General features: G+C 44.7%; 10 protein-coding genes. All 10 read right to left on the reverse strand.

What is annotated here, in order from left to right; genetic code table 11:
- Positions 1–10 precede the first annotated feature (10 nt).
- The 10 genes from U0033_RS08925 to U0033_RS08970 all read right to left on the reverse strand — a co-directional run bounded on the left by U0033_RS08925 (position 11) and on the right by U0033_RS08970 (position 17,125).
- On the reverse strand, positions 11–1,672 hold the full coding sequence (locus U0033_RS08925; protein WP_072365604.1) for a cyclic peptide export ABC transporter: 1,662 nt from the start codon (positions 1,670–1,672) through the stop codon (positions 11–13).
- Positions 1,673–1,676: 4 nt separating this feature from the next.
- Positions 1,677–3,554, reverse strand: coding sequence for an asparagine synthase (glutamine-hydrolyzing) (gene asnB, locus U0033_RS08930; RefSeq protein WP_072365602.1), 1,878 nt, complete (start codon positions 3,552–3,554; stop codon positions 1,677–1,679).
- 23 nt (positions 3,555–3,577) lie between these two features.
- Positions 3,578–6,862 (reverse strand): condensation domain-containing protein, encoded by a 3,285-nt coding sequence (locus tag U0033_RS08935; RefSeq protein ID WP_072365600.1) that lies wholly within the window; start codon positions 6,860–6,862, stop codon positions 3,578–3,580.
- A gap of 27 nt (positions 6,863–6,889) precedes the next feature.
- Positions 6,890–9,250: an outer membrane beta-barrel family protein gene (locus tag U0033_RS08940; protein ID WP_177318736.1), complete on the reverse strand. Its 2,361-nt coding sequence runs from the start codon at positions 9,248–9,250 to the stop codon at positions 6,890–6,892.
- Between the two features lie 561 nt (positions 9,251–9,811).
- Positions 9,812–12,262: a TonB-dependent receptor gene (locus U0033_RS08945; protein ID WP_072365595.1), complete on the reverse strand. Its 2,451-nt coding sequence runs from the start codon at positions 12,260–12,262 to the stop codon at positions 9,812–9,814.
- A gap of 14 nt (positions 12,263–12,276) precedes the next feature.
- Positions 12,277–12,981 (reverse strand): 4'-phosphopantetheinyl transferase family protein, encoded by a 705-nt coding sequence (locus tag U0033_RS08950; protein ID WP_072365593.1) that lies wholly within the window; start codon positions 12,979–12,981, stop codon positions 12,277–12,279.
- Complete coding sequence (locus U0033_RS08955) at positions 12,978–13,679, reverse strand: thioesterase II family protein (protein ID WP_072365591.1); 702 nt, start codon at positions 13,677–13,679, stop codon at positions 12,978–12,980. Before U0033_RS08955 ends, U0033_RS08950 begins: the two co-directional genes overlap by 4 nt.
- A 12-nt stretch (positions 13,680–13,691) precedes the next feature.
- Positions 13,692–14,123 carry a cobalamin B12-binding domain-containing protein gene (locus U0033_RS08960; RefSeq protein WP_072365589.1) on the reverse strand — a complete coding sequence of 144 codons (432 nt, stop codon included), beginning with the start codon at positions 14,121–14,123 and terminating at the stop codon, positions 13,692–13,694.
- A 42-nt stretch (positions 14,124–14,165) separates the two neighbouring features.
- Positions 14,166–15,458: a hypothetical protein gene (locus tag U0033_RS08965; protein ID WP_072365611.1), complete on the reverse strand. Its 1,293-nt coding sequence runs from the start codon at positions 15,456–15,458 to the stop codon at positions 14,166–14,168.
- Between the two features lie 32 nt (positions 15,459–15,490).
- On the reverse strand, positions 15,491–17,125 hold the full coding sequence (locus U0033_RS08970) for an ATP-binding cassette domain-containing protein (RefSeq protein WP_177318735.1): 1,635 nt from the start codon (positions 17,123–17,125) through the stop codon (positions 15,491–15,493).
- Positions 17,126–17,153 lie beyond the last annotated feature (28 nt).

Below are 17,153 nucleotides of genomic sequence, written 5' to 3' on the forward strand. Positions count from 1 at the left end.
TTTAAAAAAATCAGTTCATTCCTGGCACGGTTTCCTGTTTGCTGCTATCGTATGTAATTTCTCCGAAATTAAATTTTATAATCCTGCTGGCATATTTATAATACTCATCATCGTGGGTAATTACAATTACAGTCTTACCTCTTTGTTGTAACAGTGGAATGAGTTCTGTATAAAAATACCTTCTGAATCCGGGGTCTTGTTCGGCAGCCCATTCATCCAATACTATCACAGGTTTACTTTCAAGTAGTGCATAGATCAGCGCCAGGCGTTTCCTTTGCCCTTTGGATAAATTATGATTAAATCTATCGGCCCCCTTTTCCAGTTCTATCTTGTCGTTTAGTTTGAGAAGGGAAACCAATTCATATAACATTGTATTTGTTTCCTGTAAATCAACTTTATCATAATTTTCATTGAACAGGTGCCCATCAGTAAAAACGGCAGAAAAGTAGCTGCGGTACTGTGTAATATTTTCAGACAAAAGATTATTTCCATTTAACAGTATACGACCGGACTTTGGCTTAACCAGTCCTGTAAGCAGCAGTCCAAATGTACTTTTCCCACTTCCATTACCACCTATAACGAAGATTGTTTCTCCCTTTTCGATACGTAAACTGATAGGAGATATTGTGAAGGCGGCGGCTTTATTATTACTATTAATGTACTGGTACTTTACATCCACAAATTCCACCTCTGAAAAACTTTCTGCGCGGTGATGGATATCTTTGTCAGTAAACTCTCCTTCATTTATACTAAGCCTGTGATTAAATATTACCAGCCGTTCATAAGAAATCTTCAGTGAATTATAAGTAGGAATGATTGTAATCAAAATAGCAACAGGCCCAATCAGATACATGATGGTAACAAGAAACGCCGCCTGGGTAGCAGTATTGGTTTTCATTATCAATGGCAACACAAACATAATTACCCCAAAAACTACATACCAGCTATAAGTGCCGGATATTTCATTATCCAGATATTTAACAGATGTTTTGTTAGTTATTTCCCTGTTCCGTTCGCGGTTGGGGAATATCCAGCGATGATATACATTATTGCTCCGTTGTACATTTATTTTCAGCTCTCTGAAACCTTGAATGGCATCGTTTAGATAACGATAATAACTATTCTGAAGATCACGCTGCTGATTCAGATCCTTCTGAATTCCTTTATTTCTTATCAGATATATGGTAACAAGAATAGCCATTGTAAAGAGAATGATCACACCTCCCAGTGGTGCTACCCAAAACATATACCCGAAGCAACAGAGCACCACAACCATTGCATTAAAGGCATTCATAAAAATTTCAGGAATATGTGCGAGCGACTTCGTGTCATTGATGGCAGTATAAATATTCTCCTTGCCAAGCGCATCAAATTCGGTAAGCGTAGAGCAACGTATTTTCTCAAGAATATTCTTTTCAAATTCAAAGGTAATATTGCTCGTTAGCCGTATCATGTATACCTGGAAATATCTGGAGCAAACAAGTGCCAGCAATACAACACCCACATATAATGGCAATTTATATGCTTCAGGAAAGGCAAGTCCTCTTCCGGTAACTGCTGCATTGATAAAGAAAAGCAATGTTCCATTCAACAAACTGTTGAACAATCCGAAAATCACAATAAATAAAATTGTGCTCTTTAGTTTACCAGAGAGTATCTGACTGATTTTCATAGTTCTAATTGTTGGCTACAAATAAATCAAACATGATATTGAATGTCAGGACAATGATAAGCAAGTCGATATCATAAGGAGGATTGAATACAAAAGAGTCTGACAGATATAATTTTTTCAACTGTTCTATTGCGTCCGGGTTAAAGAAACCCTGTGCTTTAATCCGGTCATAGGAAAGTAAGTCGTTTACCCATTCCTTATTGTTCTTCAGTAATGCAGGGCTTCCCGGGGCAACGAAGCCAAATTTCTCCCGACAGATAACATCTTTAGGTATGAAATTATGTGCTACCTTTTTCAACAGGTACTTCTCATTTAAATTATTGAGCATCATACCTGGAGGTATTGTTTTCACAAATTCTACCAGCTCAATATCCAAAAAAGGATATCTTCCTTCAACGCTATTGGCCAAGGTCATTCTATCTCCATGATCGGCAATGAGATGGCCCGAAAGTCTCAAACGGAAATCTGCATATGATCGTTGATGAAAACGATGTTTCCCCACAATTCTTTGCTTATTTATTACCGGGCTCTTAAGACAGTCGAATTTATCGTAGGATTTATTCAGTGCAGGTGAATACAGATACTGCTTTGTTTCTTTGAAATCGTATTCATTTTTTTCATAAATGAACTCCCGGTCGCCCCAAATGGTTTTCCGTATCTCCTTATCAAATAATTCGTTCAGATCTTCTGAGGCCAGGGCACTACTTTTCAGGGAATCAAACTTATACCCCGCATACCCGCCAAACAATTCATCTGCACCTTCACCAGACAGCACTACTTTAATACCTTTCTGCCGTGCGGCTTCTGATAATGCGATGGAGCAGAGGTTATAAGTTTCTTTCAGGGGTGTTTCTGCATAATAAACCACCTCTTTAAGCTTATGCTCTGCATCTGCCCAACTGAAAGCAACATCATTATGTTCAGTACTGAGAAAATTGCTCATCAGCTGCTGATACTTTTGTTCATTAATTGTTTTGTTATCAGACGAGCCTCCGAAACTTGCAGAAAATGACTGAAATTTTTTCGAGGGTGCTGCATGAGCCATCAGTGCTCCTATCAGGGAAGAGTCCAATCCACCGCTAAGATAAAATCCAACAGGTACATCAGCATTTAATCTGTAACCCACCGACTTCTTTAACAGGGCCTCTATTCCTTCGAGATAGTAAGCTTCATCCTTAGTTGCGTGCAACGTATCCTGCAGATCAGGATAATCCAGGTCCCAATATTCGTGGCTCCTGGTTTGCCCGTCCTTATAAATGCAATAATGTCCAGGTTTTACGCTCAGAATATTATTAAAAATGGTAGTGGGACTAACATTAGAAGGATATGTCAATATCTGATCTAATCCATTCAAATCGATCTGGCGGTTAACTGCCGGATTTCCGAAGATAGCCTTTATCTCTGACCCAAATATTAATGCCTCATCCTGTTCCGTGTAATATAGCGGGCATATGCCGAAATGGTCTCTGGCGAGCAGCAAAAGATCATTTTTCCGGTCATCTATGGCTATTGCAAACTGACCGTTCAGCTTTTGCAAAAAGGCAGTTCCGTATGTTTCGTACAATGGTACGAGTACTTCGACATCAGAATTAGAACGGAATTGATACCCTCTGCTTTTCATTTCCGCCCTTAGTTCCTTGTAATTATAGATCTCACCATTGCAGATAAGCACAATTTGCCCATCGGGACTTACAAAGGGTTGTGCCCCCAAATCAAGATCGATGATACTCAATCTTCTGAATCCGAAGCCAACATGACCTTTGATGAAAGTCTTGTAATCATCAGGTCCCCGATGAATGATTTTATCTGCCATCCTTCGGATGGTACTTTCATCAACAGATCGTTGCTTATCTTTATAGACAATACCTGTAATACCGCACATGGTAATATATTCAATAAGGTTAACTAAAATGTCTCTTCAATATTGGAGTTGAACAGCCCCATTGCTTTCTTTTCCAGTTTCTTCTCTTCGGGCGACAGGTACTCTACATTACTGACCTGTGTTTGTGGGCTATTGTTAACAAAACTCATTAACTCTATAAGGTGCCTTGACATACGCTTAATTCGCTGATGGTCGAAAATATCTGTATTGTACTCGATACTTCCATAAAGAATGCCGGATTGTTTGTCGGCAGTAAACTGAAAACGCAGGTCACATTTGCTGATTTCTATTTTGGCAGGTTCTATCTCCATGCCAACACCATTCATTTCCAGCTGCGCATCATCATTCAATTCGATATTCTGAAGTATTAGAACAACATCAAACAAAGGAGAACGGCTCAGGTCACTACCTAGTTTTAATTCATCTATCAGCAGATCGAAAGGATAAGCCTGATGAGAGAAAGCATCTATTGTTGATTGGCGCACACTTTCCAACACCTGCATAAAAGAAGCATCTCCGGCAATCGTGTTTCTCAGTGCCAGTGTATTGAGATAATATCCAATCTGATCTTCAAGATCGGGATGCAGGCGACCCGCAACCGGTGTTCCTACAATAAGGTCGTGCTGACCACTGTATCGAAATAAAAGTATATTCACTAACGTTAGCAGTCCGATATACAGGGTGGCGTCCTTCTCTTGTATCAGTTGCCGGAAAGTTTCATTTTGTTCAGCATCAAATCTGAACTTCACCTGCGCTCCGCGGAAACTTTGCATAACCGGGCGGCTACGATCCGCTGGCAGGTTCAGTACCGGCAATTCACCTCCAAACCTTGACAGCCAGAATTCCCGCGACACTAATAGCTGCAGCCCCGCTAGTTCCTGTTGCTGCCAGGAAGCATAATCCTTGTATTGTATTTTCAGTGGCCGGAGTTCAGGCCTGGTGCCCTGAACACATGCATTGTACGTTCCGATAATTTCACGCCCTAATACCTGCATTGACCATTCATCCGCTATTATATGATGGATACAACAAGCGAGTATAAATTCCTCATCTGCTATCCGCAACAGTTCAGCAAGCAATAACGGTCCTTTTTCCAGGTTAAAATAATGCACTCCTATTTCCGCTGCACGTTGATGCGCTGCCTCTTCAGGAACAGTCAAACTCCGCAAGTCCCTTACCACCAATGATACTCCCGATTTTTCAGGAGATAAAATCCGTTGACGTGGTTCTCCTTCTATCAATGAAAAAACAGTGCGCAGACTTTCATGCCTTTTAACGGCCTGATGGAAAGCCTCTGATAATGCATGAATATTTAATGCGCCTTTAATCCTGTACAAAACCGGTATATTGTAAGCTACCGACTGCTCTTTCATTTGACTCGCAATCCACAGGCGTTTCTGTGAACTGGAAAGTATATAACTATCGCTTTCTGCAACATTGGGTATTGGACGATAGGCCTGTCGTTTTGACTGTTCTATGAATGCAGATAATTGTGAAAATATGGGATTAGCAAAAAGTTCCGCGATGGTTAATTGTACATCCAGTTCCTTATATATTTTTGCTATCAGTTGGATAGCCTTTAAAGACGAGCCTCCGGTATTGAAAAAATTATCTTCACGACCAACCTTTTCTATTCCCAGTACTTGTTGCCACAAAAGCGCCAACTGTTGTTCCAGTCCTGGTCTGGGCGGCTGATAGTTTGCTCTCTGCGTCACCTCTTCCGGCTTGGGAAGCGCTTTTCGGTCCACCTTGCCGTTCATATTAAGCGGAAATGTATCCATCCATACAAAATAGCCAGGTAGCAGGGCCGGATTAAGATCATCAGACAAAAGCTGTCTTAATTCCGCTGCGGCCAGACGAGTACCTGTATAGTAGCATATCAACTCCTGTCTGGCATCCTCTGCGCTGTGTACCAGCAACTCCACCCTCGTGATATCTTCCAGCTTCAGCATGGCTATACGTATCTGCTCCAGTTCTACTCTAACGCCATTTATTTTAACCTGCTCATCACGGCGTCCAAGTATCTCCAGGCTACCATCGCCACGATATCTGCCCAGATCACCTGTTTTCCATACCAGGTCAACCCTGTCATTTCCTGCTAATGGATTTTGTACCAGACTACCTGTATTGAGGCTTTTATCGAGATATCCCTTACTGATATAGGGACTCTTGATGAATACCTCGCCCATTTCACCTTCTTCGCAGATGTTGTTGCTGCTATTAATCACAGCAACCAAAGTATTGCTGATTGGCATTCCCACCGGCAGTACTTCACCAGGTTGCCACTCCCAGGTATCAATATGAAAACAGGTTTTCAGGATAGTCGTTTCAGTTAGTCCATAAAGGTTAGACATTCTCGCGCCGGTACCATTGGCTTCTTTCCAACGCAGTACATCATGACCAAGGAGCCGTTCCCCTGCAAGCACTATATAACGCAGGGAAGGCAATGCTCCTCCTTTCGGGAGTGCTGCCGTGATCAGGCGAAACACAGACGGAACTGTTTGGAGTAAGGTCACATTTGCTTCCCTCAACCATTCCACCAGTCTGACAGGATTATTTTTAATGCTGCTTTCAGGCATACACAATGTGGCACCTGAAATCAAGGCAGTCAGGATATCTTTGAGGGAGGCATCAAATGTCATAGGTGCCAGCTGGCTGATTCTAAATCCTGTATCTATTGCCCATTCCTGTTTATGCCAATGAATATAATGGCTCAATGCAATATGGGAACCAACAATTCCTTTACTTTTTCCAGTAGAACCGGAAGTATAGAAGATATAGGCATCGTTTTCAGCCGGAAAGGTTAGTCCGGGGTTTTTAGAACTATAGGCGTTCTCATTTACCACCACTTTAAATCCTGCTGCATCCTGTTTAATAACATCCAGCAGTACTTCCTTATCGGATCTTTGATCCAGCACTATTATGGTTTGGATCGCCGTTTCGCGGGGAAAAAGTATTTTCTGAAGAGCAGGATAATGTTCTGCGGTCGTTACCACGATAGTCATGGAAGTTTCTTCCAGAACATGTTCTATATGATGAAGCGCCTGATCCGGTGACATCGGTACATATCTGCCGGCAGCTTTAAAAGTGCCAAGCAGGCCAATTACCTGTAGCGGGCCCCCTGTTGCATATACGCCAACAGTGCCCTCGGAGCGAAGACCAGCGTCCAACAAGGCATGGGCAAGTTGATTCGCATATTCGTTTAATTCCCAATACGTCAGAGACATATTGTACCCCTCTACGGCGATCAGGTCAGGGAACGCTGTTACCTGCTTCTCGATTTCAGCATGAATAATTTTATTGGACATAGTGTGATCATTAACAAATTCTCGCTGCTAGTTGGCACCCTTGATGCGGTTCATTTCTTCCTCTGAGGCACCGGCTCCGTTTTTGACTTTGGGTATTTTGCTGTTCCCAAACTTGTAAGTAGCCGTCAGACGTACAATCTGGGTTTCAAGTAACTGAAAATACTGATAGTGTTGGTTGGGCAACAAGCTGGTAAAATATCGGGTGCGTGTATGGAAAATATCTTTAACCGAAAAACTTGCACTAATATGTTTACTAAATGTTCTGGATAATCCGAAATCCAATCCGTACTGGGGTTTATTGTAAAAAATGGTTCCGGTAATATAAGGCGATTGATAACCGAAGTTCAACTCGCATTTCGTTGCATTATCAATAGTAAATGTTTCATTAACATTAAAATTGTAAGACAGTCGGCGGACGTCGAGCGGATTCCCGTCAAAGTCTGGTGTAACAATATGATTCAGATTCGTGTTAAAAAAGAAAAGGCTGGACCACCACCGGGTAATACTAATTGGTGCAGTCAATGCCAGTGAAAAGACATCTTGTTTGGCCAGGTTATCATATGAAAAAATCAATGTCTTGGAAACAGGATCTGTTTTTACAACTTCACTTATTACCTGACCGATCCTGACATAGCTCAGGCTCGCATTGTATTTATCCAGTAATGTGTAATTCACCTCAAAGGAGTTACTATACTGTGGTTTCAGGAATGGATTTCCCTGTGAGAATGTAAACTGATCCAGAAAATAGACAAATGGATTCAGGTCCTCATAGCTGGGGCGATCAATTCTTCTGCTATACGCAAAATTGATAGTACTTGATGCGGATAATTTCTGATCAATAAAAGCGGTAGGGAAGAAATCAAGATAATGACGTTTTACACTCTCATCCGCCCCTAAAGCAATCCCTTCCGAATTGGTTTGTTCTACGCGCAGACCAGCCTGTACTGACGTTTTATCTCCCTTGAAATTATAGTTAACATATCCGGCATTTACATTCTCCTTATAGATAAAACGGTTACTGAATATAGTGCTATAAAATGTACCATTTCGCAGGGAGTCATATCCGAAATCATTATTGGTTTTAATGTAGGTAAATTTAACACCCGCATCCATTACATGTTTTCGATTGAGCCACGGACGGGAATAATCAGCATTAAAGGAATAAATATCAATTTTAATCGGCGAATTAATTCTTAGTGTATCTGAACTTTTCAGCGGCTTACCCGGTGACAGATAGTATGCATTATTATATTGTGTTACCTCTTTCGCATCAAAACGGCCGGCATTAAAATCCATCCCGAGTGTACTGCCTATAGAATCCAGTTTATACTCATAGGAAGCACCATAACGGAAATCACTGTAATTACTCCTGAGCGGAGCCACTGACATGTAGGAGGAATCCTGTTTCTCTGCCCCATTGCTAATGCCGGTATTGTTATAGAGCGTCTGGGTAGCTGTATTAAAAGATCCATCTGCAAACAAGCGGAATGTGCTTCTGCTGGTCGGATAATACTCTATAGACACATTAAAATGATTATAACCAATCCTGCGCACCCTGTCGGCCTGTTGGTCAAATCGCGTAATTACCCCATTATTAATATTAGTCCTTTCCACCGTCTGATCATTAAATCGCTGATTCCCGGAAGCAATATAATTGGCCGACAAGTTGACTTTGTTTGTCCGAAAAGTGGCTGCCACACCAGTATTCCACTTGTAATATCTTCCAAAACCACCCATAGCGTTTACCGAGCCATTGAAGCCGAGTGCCTTTGTCGTTTTCATTCTGATGTTGATGATTCCACCGGTGCCTTGCGCTTCATATTTAGCCGGCGGGTTAGTGATCAATTCTATCGAGTGAACATTTGTACCTGGTGTATTACGTAAAAGCTCGGCAAGATCTGCTGCCGACAGATAGGTGGGCTTGTCATTTACCAGTACCATAGTACCTTCTTTCCCCCTGAGCGACAGCGTTCCATTCCTCGACTCACCCACTCCCGGGGCACTTTGAAGTATTTCAAGCGCCGTATTACCTTTTGCCATGACGCTGTTCTCTACATTCAACACCACTCTGTCTATTTTTTTTTCAATCAATGGTTTTTGTGCCGTGACCGATATTTCTTTAAGCATTTTCCCCCCATCCTGCCTCAATATATAATCAGGCAACACCATTGTTTCCCCTTTAGCTGAACTGATCGAAAAAACAGCCGATCTGAAAGGATAATAACCCGTATAGCTTGTTTTGATGTAATAACTTCCATCTGCAACATTTGGAAACACAAATACGCCATCCGTTCCGGAAAAAACACACTTATTCTTTGTAGTATCTCCATTATCTACAAGGCAGACTGCTGTAAATTCCAAGGGGTGCCCGGTAGTATCTCTAATCATTCCACTCAGCTTAACTTTTCCCTGCCCATAAACAATCATGTTAATCAAAACGAATGTTGTAACCAAAAAAAAACTATTCTGCATAAGATGTTTCTATTTTTACTTTTGTACAATGGCTTCAAGGAGCTGGTACAAACAATTAGTATTACAAACACTCCCAAAGGTGACTGTCGTAAGTATCACAAGCAATTTTATAATTAGAACCTATAAAATAGACCTTATTTATTGGGTTTCAACATCATTGTGACTGGGTTTCAATATTATCGCAATTGGGTTTTAATATTATAGTTATTAAGTTGTACGATATCTATCTATTATTCCTCGGGGTAAATTCGCCAGGGCTACTCAAAGAAATAAATATATAGAAAAAACTGATTCCGCCATCTCTTCTTAAAATAAATATTCTGAAATTAATATGAAATTATTCTATTAACCTTGGAACAACCTGGTATCTCGAACACCTACTCATGAATATGAAAATTTAGTTGCGTTTGCCCTGTAAAGAAGGTCCCTGCAAAATGCAGGAACCTTGTCTTTATACTGAAAAACGAAAAAGGAGACTTACTTGCTTTCATTCATCTTCACCCTGTCTTTTTCCGGAGAAGCGGATTTCTCCTGGCTCCGGTCTTCCACCTTGAGGCCACTGCGGAAGCGATAGGTAACTACAAAACGCAGGGCCTGCGTTTGCCATTTCGTAAGGGCGTAGATATCCACCAACTGATAACGGCTGGTAGCTTCGTATTTGGTCCAGCGGAAAAGATCCACTCCCGTGAGGCGCAGCGTCAGCATTTTTTTCATCAGGTCTTTCTGCAGGCCCACTCCCATCACGCCCATCGGCTGCTGAATGAAGGTGCCGTCAATAGCCCGGGAAGTGTATTGCCCCGCCAGCTCCACCATCCAGTTGCCGGGGAGCTTGATCTGCTGACGCAACTGTCCGGAAAAGGTATTTGCCTGCAGCGAAAATGGCTCATCATTTATACGGCCTTTGTATTTGTTGCTGTTATATTCCAGGTACAAAATAGTAGTGAGATTATCGCTCAGCGGAATCTGCGCACTCGTATTAATGCCGGCCACCCTCCTTGTGCTGATATTCTCAGGACGAATAAACGTTTCATTGCTGGAGGTCCGCTGCTGCACCACTTCCTGGATCACGTCTGATGTTTTGTTATACAGCAGCGTGGTGGTGAGTGCTCCATCCATGAAAATGTGGCTCAGCTCGAAATTATTGCTGTACTGCGGTTTCAGATATGGATTACCTTCTTCGTATGTATACTGATCCAGGTAGAACCGGAATGGGTTCAGACTTTTATAATCCGGCCGCTCAATACGCCTGCTGTAGCTGGCGCTGAGTTTATTCTGCTTGTCCAGCGTATAGGCCACCAGTGCGGATGGGAACCACTGCAGTGCATTGCGGGTAAAAGATTTGTCGCCATTGATCTGCGTACCGGAAATATCCATATGCTCTGCACGCAGCCCTACCTGCCACTCAAATCTTTCACCGGCGCCGTTGAAGTTCAGGTAGCCCGCCAGTACTTTTTCCTTATACAGGAAATGATTGCTGAGGGAATCGCTGCGTACCCATCTACCACTTTGCTGCAGGTAATACTGCGCATTGTTGTCGGTGCTTACATCGCTATATTTGGCGCCAGCTTCCACTTTAACAGTGCGGCTCAAAGGCAGGGTATAATCCCCTTTGAAGGAGTAGATTCGAATGTTGCCGGGCATATCCGCCATAAACAGCGATGGCGTTTCTGTCGGATTGTTTTTGCCATCATAGTAACTGTTGTTGAAATGCTGCACGCTCGTGGTCGTGTATTTCATATAGCTTCCATCCAGGGATATAGCATGACCGGCAGAATCGAAATTATGCTTCAGGGAGATGTTTGCCTCTCCGTTATTCCACTTGCCATCCATATCAGCGGGTGCCATCACAATAGTTTGCACAGTACCGTCAGGGCTCTTTAACAAAGTTCTGTTTTCTGTTTGTGTAGACGACGGATTGCGGAATCCGCTGCCTGCTACAGACAGCATAGTATTTCCGGAGAGATAAAAATCTATGCCCAGCTTAGCATTCAGGCTTTTATTCAGGTTCCTTGTATAAGAGCGCTGGTCGTAGATTGTTTTGATCTCATCAGATGTGGTCCTGAAATTCCGGAGGATGTATACATCTTCAAATCCTTTCCTGTAAGCATATCCGGCATTACCGAACAGGTTGATATATTTACTGCGGTAATTGAACGTGAGCTGTTGCGTGGTACCCGGATAGCGCCCCTGCAGGTATGCGAGGGCGATGCTTCCGTTGAAGCCACGGGCAGCGCTCTTCTTCGTGCGTATGTTGATTACACCGTTTCCAGCGGCGTCGTATTTGGCTGAGGGGTTGGAAATTATCTCCACCTGGTCTACCTGGCTGGCCTGCATGTTACGCAGTATGGCCGATAGGTCGGCACCATTTACATAGGTATCCCGGCCATCTATAAATACTTTTACCCCCTGCTTACCACGGATAGACAGGTTCCCCTGCTTATCTACAGTTACACCGGGCGATTTCTCCAAAACATCCATAGCAGAGCCTCCCGAGGCAGATACCATCGTTTCCACATTCACCACCGTTCTGTCGGCAAACTGTTCGATAATAGGACGCTTAGACGTCACCGTTACTGCTGATAACGATTTTGAAGAAAGAGTGAGTATCGTTGCTGGCAATTCCTGCGCGGCGCTGTTCAGATTCAGCGAAAGCCACTGCGGCTGGAAGCTGATACTGGTGATGGCCACCAGGTAATTTCCAAAAGGGAGTTGTTCGAAGGAATACAGTCCCGCTGTATCCGACAATGCAGCTTTCACCAGCGTAGAATCCGCGGCCTTGCGCAGCACCACCGTAGCGGCGATGACAGGTTGCCCCGTCACATCTTTTACATAACCGGTAACTTTGCCCGTTGCATCCTGCGACCGGACGGAAATAGTAACAACAATGAGCAATAAGGTGATTATTGTTGTAAGAAGGGTTTTCATCATTTCTTTTATTGAGATTAAACAAAAAACGGTAAGGTTGTTACATCGATGCCTGCATACCAGATTGCCCGGTCTATAAGGTCTTCCGCAGGCAGGAAAACTGCTTCAGGTAATAACTGCGAAGTGCACAGTACCGACACATACTCTGCAGGCAGCGGTACATGCTGATAATACCAGGTTTCAGAAACACCATCTATTCGCAATGTGGCACGGTTGCCATTTCGCAGGCAGATGTCTTTCACATCTATCGCCAGCCCCTGCCCCCTTGCCTTCACCAGGCTTTCCTTTCTGGTCCACAGCGCATACAAGGCCTCCTTACCTTCCCGCTGCAGCCGCTCCAGTTCATCGGAACGCAATGCTACGGCAATATCTTCAGGGTGCAGGTCAGCCATCAGCTCAACATCCACGCCGATTCGGCCATAGCGCGTAATAGCAGCCAGCACCATGTTTCCGGAGTGCGACAGGTTGAAATCCACGGCATCATCCAACACCAGTTTCCCTCCGGTATCTGGGTGTACCCGTTCCAGTGAGTCCGGCGAATAACCCTCCGCACACAGCAGATCGCGCAGCAGCAACCGGCCAAACAGGCAGTTCTGCCGGTCTTCCCAGCGGCGGTACCGGCATACATCTGCCCGCATATGCACCGGCAAACAATGCAGCAACACATCAAACAACGTGTTGCTCAGCTGCTGCCGGTATAAAAAACAGGAAAATGTAATCATACAAAAGATGTCCTGGCCGTTTGTTTGTTGAGAATAGCTGCCAGCTCTGCAAAATGCTGAAGGATAAAGAAATGATCCCCATCAAGCCGGCGGATGTCAGGAGCAAAACTCGTCTCATCCGCCCATCCTGCAGCCATTTCATCAGATATTGGCTCTGAGGTGCCATTAATCACGGTAACCGGCACATCATATTTGCCCAGCGGCTGATACTGATACAGCTCCAACGCCCGCATATCTTCCCGGATAATCGGCAGGAAGAACTCCATCAGCGCCTGGTTATTCAATACTTCCTCCGGGAAGCCGCCCAGTGCGCGTAACTCCTCGCGCAGGTCGCGGTCAGGTAGTTTATGCCGAACAGTACGTAAGTGATTTACCTTCGGCGCGGCACAACCCGTTACCAGGAAATGCAGCGGCAGCCTGCGTCCGCTAGCCTGCAACCTATGTATCAGCAGGTTTCCCAAAGTACCGCCCATAGAATGGCCAAAAAACATATAGTCACCGCGAATATATGGATTCACCTGTACCAGCAGATCATCCGCCATCTGGTGCAGATCGCCCAGCAAAGGGAGATTCATGCGCTGCCCACGGCCAGGCAGTTCCAGTGGCACCAGCGTAATATGCCGGTTCAGCAGCGGCTTCAGCGCATTATAGGCAAACTTATTGCCGCCCGCATATGGTAATGTAATCAGATTAATCATTAGTAATATTTATTAAGCCTGTCTGGCAACCATTGCCTGCTCTTTTATGTGTTGCAGGCGCTGCCCAAAATCCTGAAGGTCCTGATCGTTGCAGTAAGCACGGGTATAGCCGGCAGACTCCAGCTCCACTGCATAAAGGTATGACATATTCACATCTGTACTCAGCTTCCCACCAATAAACACGGGCTTCTCCTGCATGCTGTCCAGTTCCTTTACTCTTTTTATCAGTTCCTTTCCTTCAATATATCCGTGACCGTTAATTGTAGACACAATCAGCATGTCCGGCTGATGACTGATACAGGCTTCCGTAAGCAGATCATAGGGTACACTGGGGCCCAGGTTGATTACCTCAAAGCCATTCTCCTGTAAAAACAACTGTATAAAAAACAGGTTCCAGTTGTGCGAGTCCGAAGGAATTGTAGTTAACAATGCGATAGGTTTCATATGATGTTTTTTATTTGGGAAAATATTTTCTGTGTTTGTTATTCAGGAGAGCGTTGCAGGCTCCTGCGCCACACAACGACCATCGTATTTTTGTTGATTAAAGGATAGCATCTGCAGCAGTTCTCCTGACGACATTTTCTTCTTCCGTCTTACGGCATTATTTCTGATATGCCCGGTGAATGGAATCTTACCAGGGTCCGACCAATAAATAAACCCGGCTTCGTCCAGCTGGGCACCGGTTAAGCAACGATTATCCGGATGCAAACAATAAGGCACATCCCAATAGCCGCTTTTGAAAGCCTTCTCCATGCCCTCTTCCAGGTTGCGCCCCAGGTTCAGCAACAGGTTAATCAGGAAATCCGCTTCTTCAAAAATCTGCGTTGTCCACGCAGCTACTTCCGGCGTCACCGCCTGGTTACGTGGTGTAGCGGAAGCCACCGCATCGCACCAGGTAAGGGAATTAATGTTATCTTCTATCAGTGGAATCTGGTGCGCTTCTTTAACGGTTTTCACAATTAGTCTTTCTGCACCACCTTCTACGGCTATACGTGCGCTTTCTTCTATCAGTGCGCGTGCGCCATCAAACGACTGCGGAAACTTCCCCATGAAAGTATAGAATACTATATGCCAGTCGCTTTCCGGGCCGAGGTATTTATTGCCCAGCTGCCGTAATGCATGCAGTGCAGCAGCATCCTGTGCCGGATGCGTGCCTTGCGCCAGACTGAGTGAGTACGACTTTACACCATTCTCTATCATGAACAAGGCTTCTGCAATGGTGATGGCAATGAGAATGGCGGGTGGGCATAACTGCCCCATCATGCAACCGCCGAAGCTCTCAATATGCCAGGGATCATCGCTGGCTTCCCCAAAGAGGCGGCAACATGTACGCCACGCGTCCAGGCTGCGCACGAGCGGAATACGGCCGTAAGGAAAACAGTAAGATATAGGCCCCCCTTCAATGGCATCGATGCCTGCGCGTATGGTGGCCTTGAATATTTCTACCGGAAGCGGACTGCCATGTCGGATCTGCACAGGAAAATCTATCTCCCTGATGCCGGCAATCAGCGATTCATTCTCTGATTGCGGATAGCTTACAATCGGGTAACCATTCAATGAAAGGCCCTGTTCAATAGCACGGGAAGCGCTGGCAAAATCGCCGCTACGGGTAAAACTATCCAGGGTAATAGTACCAATGGTGGGTGCCTGCACACCTTTAACGGCCAGCAAACCGTTGCGCATGCGCTCCCTGTCGCTGAAGCCCATACGGGGCTGCACCACCAGGCGTTGCTGTGCAAACTTCGCCTTTACGAAATTGTGAAAATATGAGGTAGACATAGTATCCTGCATTGTTTTGGGTCATTCAAATCCTACACGGCCATGGCTGGCTGGCGTACATCGCTCTGTACGCGGCCATAGTCGAACCGCAGCACACGTTCCGCATAGTCGAAATAGGCGTCGTCGTGTGTAACAGCAATTACCGTTTTACCCATCGCTTTCATTTCAGGCACCAGCACCTTGTAAAAGAATGCGCGGAATACCGGATCCTGTTCTGCTGCCCACTCATCCAGGATGATAATTTCTTTCTCCTCCATCAGCGCATATATCAGCGCCAACCTTTTCTGCTGACCCTTGGAAAGGGTTGCCTTGATGACGTTCTTCTGCTCATTGAATGTAACAATGTCGGTTAAACGCATTTTGTTCAGCAATTCCATCAGCCGCGCGTTATTGCGGTTCAGTTCAAAATCGTCATAGTTCTCGGTAAACAGGCAATGGTCTGTATGAATGGCTACCAGCTGATCGCGATACCAGGGATAGGTTTGCGGGGTAATGCACTCATCATTGAAATAGATGTGTCCTGATTTGGGCATGTACAGGCCAGTGAGCAGATGAATGAACGTGCTCTTGCCACTGCCATTACCGCCGGTAATGAATATAGTTTCCCCTTTCCTGATCTCCAGGTTCAGCGGTAGCAGGCGGAAAGTTTCAGCACGTATCTCATCGTAATATTCATAAGTAACATTATCGAAGCGGATAGACTGAAAGCCCACGTCAGCCCGTGGATCATTACCATGACCCAACTCAATGGTGCGGGAGGCACTCACTACCTTGTCAAATTCCTCCAGGCGTGTTACCGCAATATGCATCAGTGTAAACTCCCTGATTTCCGTAATAATGATACTCATTGGCCCCATCAGATACAGCAGGGTTACAATAAAACTGCTGCTCACCACCTGCCCCGCATGCAGCAAAGCAGGCAGCATGAACAGGATGATACCGATCATCAGGTACCATACATAACTGCCCATTAGCTCATTGCCCATATGGCGGATCAGGGTTTTCACAGTGAGGTCCTTTGCGCGCCCGCGATTAACAGAGATGTGTTCAAAAATATTATCGCTGCGATCGCGGCTCATCTTGATTTCCCGGAACCCACGCAAAAAATCGTTCATGTTCTGCTGATAGATATTTGCGAGGTCTCTTACGGTGGTCATGTCCTGGTGAACCGCCATGTTACGGAAGTAATACAGGGTGGCCAGCACGCCCAGTATGCCCGTGATAAGGGCTGCGCCAGGAAGGTTGATATAGAAGAGATAAATGACCCCGATGGCCACCATTACCACTGCATTAAATGATTCTATGAACGCTTGTGGAAAGCGCTGCAAAGTGGTAACATCGGCTACGGCGGTACGAACTTTTTCATCGCCCAGTTTCTGGTATTCTTCGTAATTGGTGAAGCGCAGTTTGTCGAAAATAGACAGCCCCAGGTCATTACCCAGATCATAAGTCAGGCGGATCATGTACGATTGAAAATAGCGGGATGTAACAAACGACAGCACAATCAGGACGGTGTAGATCTGCCAGTCGTATTGATCCACAAAAGGTAAAGGCGTATTGGTCACCTTGTTGTTGATCAGCAGTAGCAGTGTGCTTCCCCAGATGCTGTTAATTAACCCCAGCAGGGCCAGCATTACGAAAAATCCTTTCGATTTTTGCTGAAGCATTTTTAGCAGTATCATCATTTCTGTTTTT

Source organism: Chitinophaga sancti, assembly GCF_034424315.1.
Classification (GTDB): domain Bacteria; phylum Bacteroidota; class Bacteroidia; order Chitinophagales; family Chitinophagaceae; genus Chitinophaga; species Chitinophaga sancti.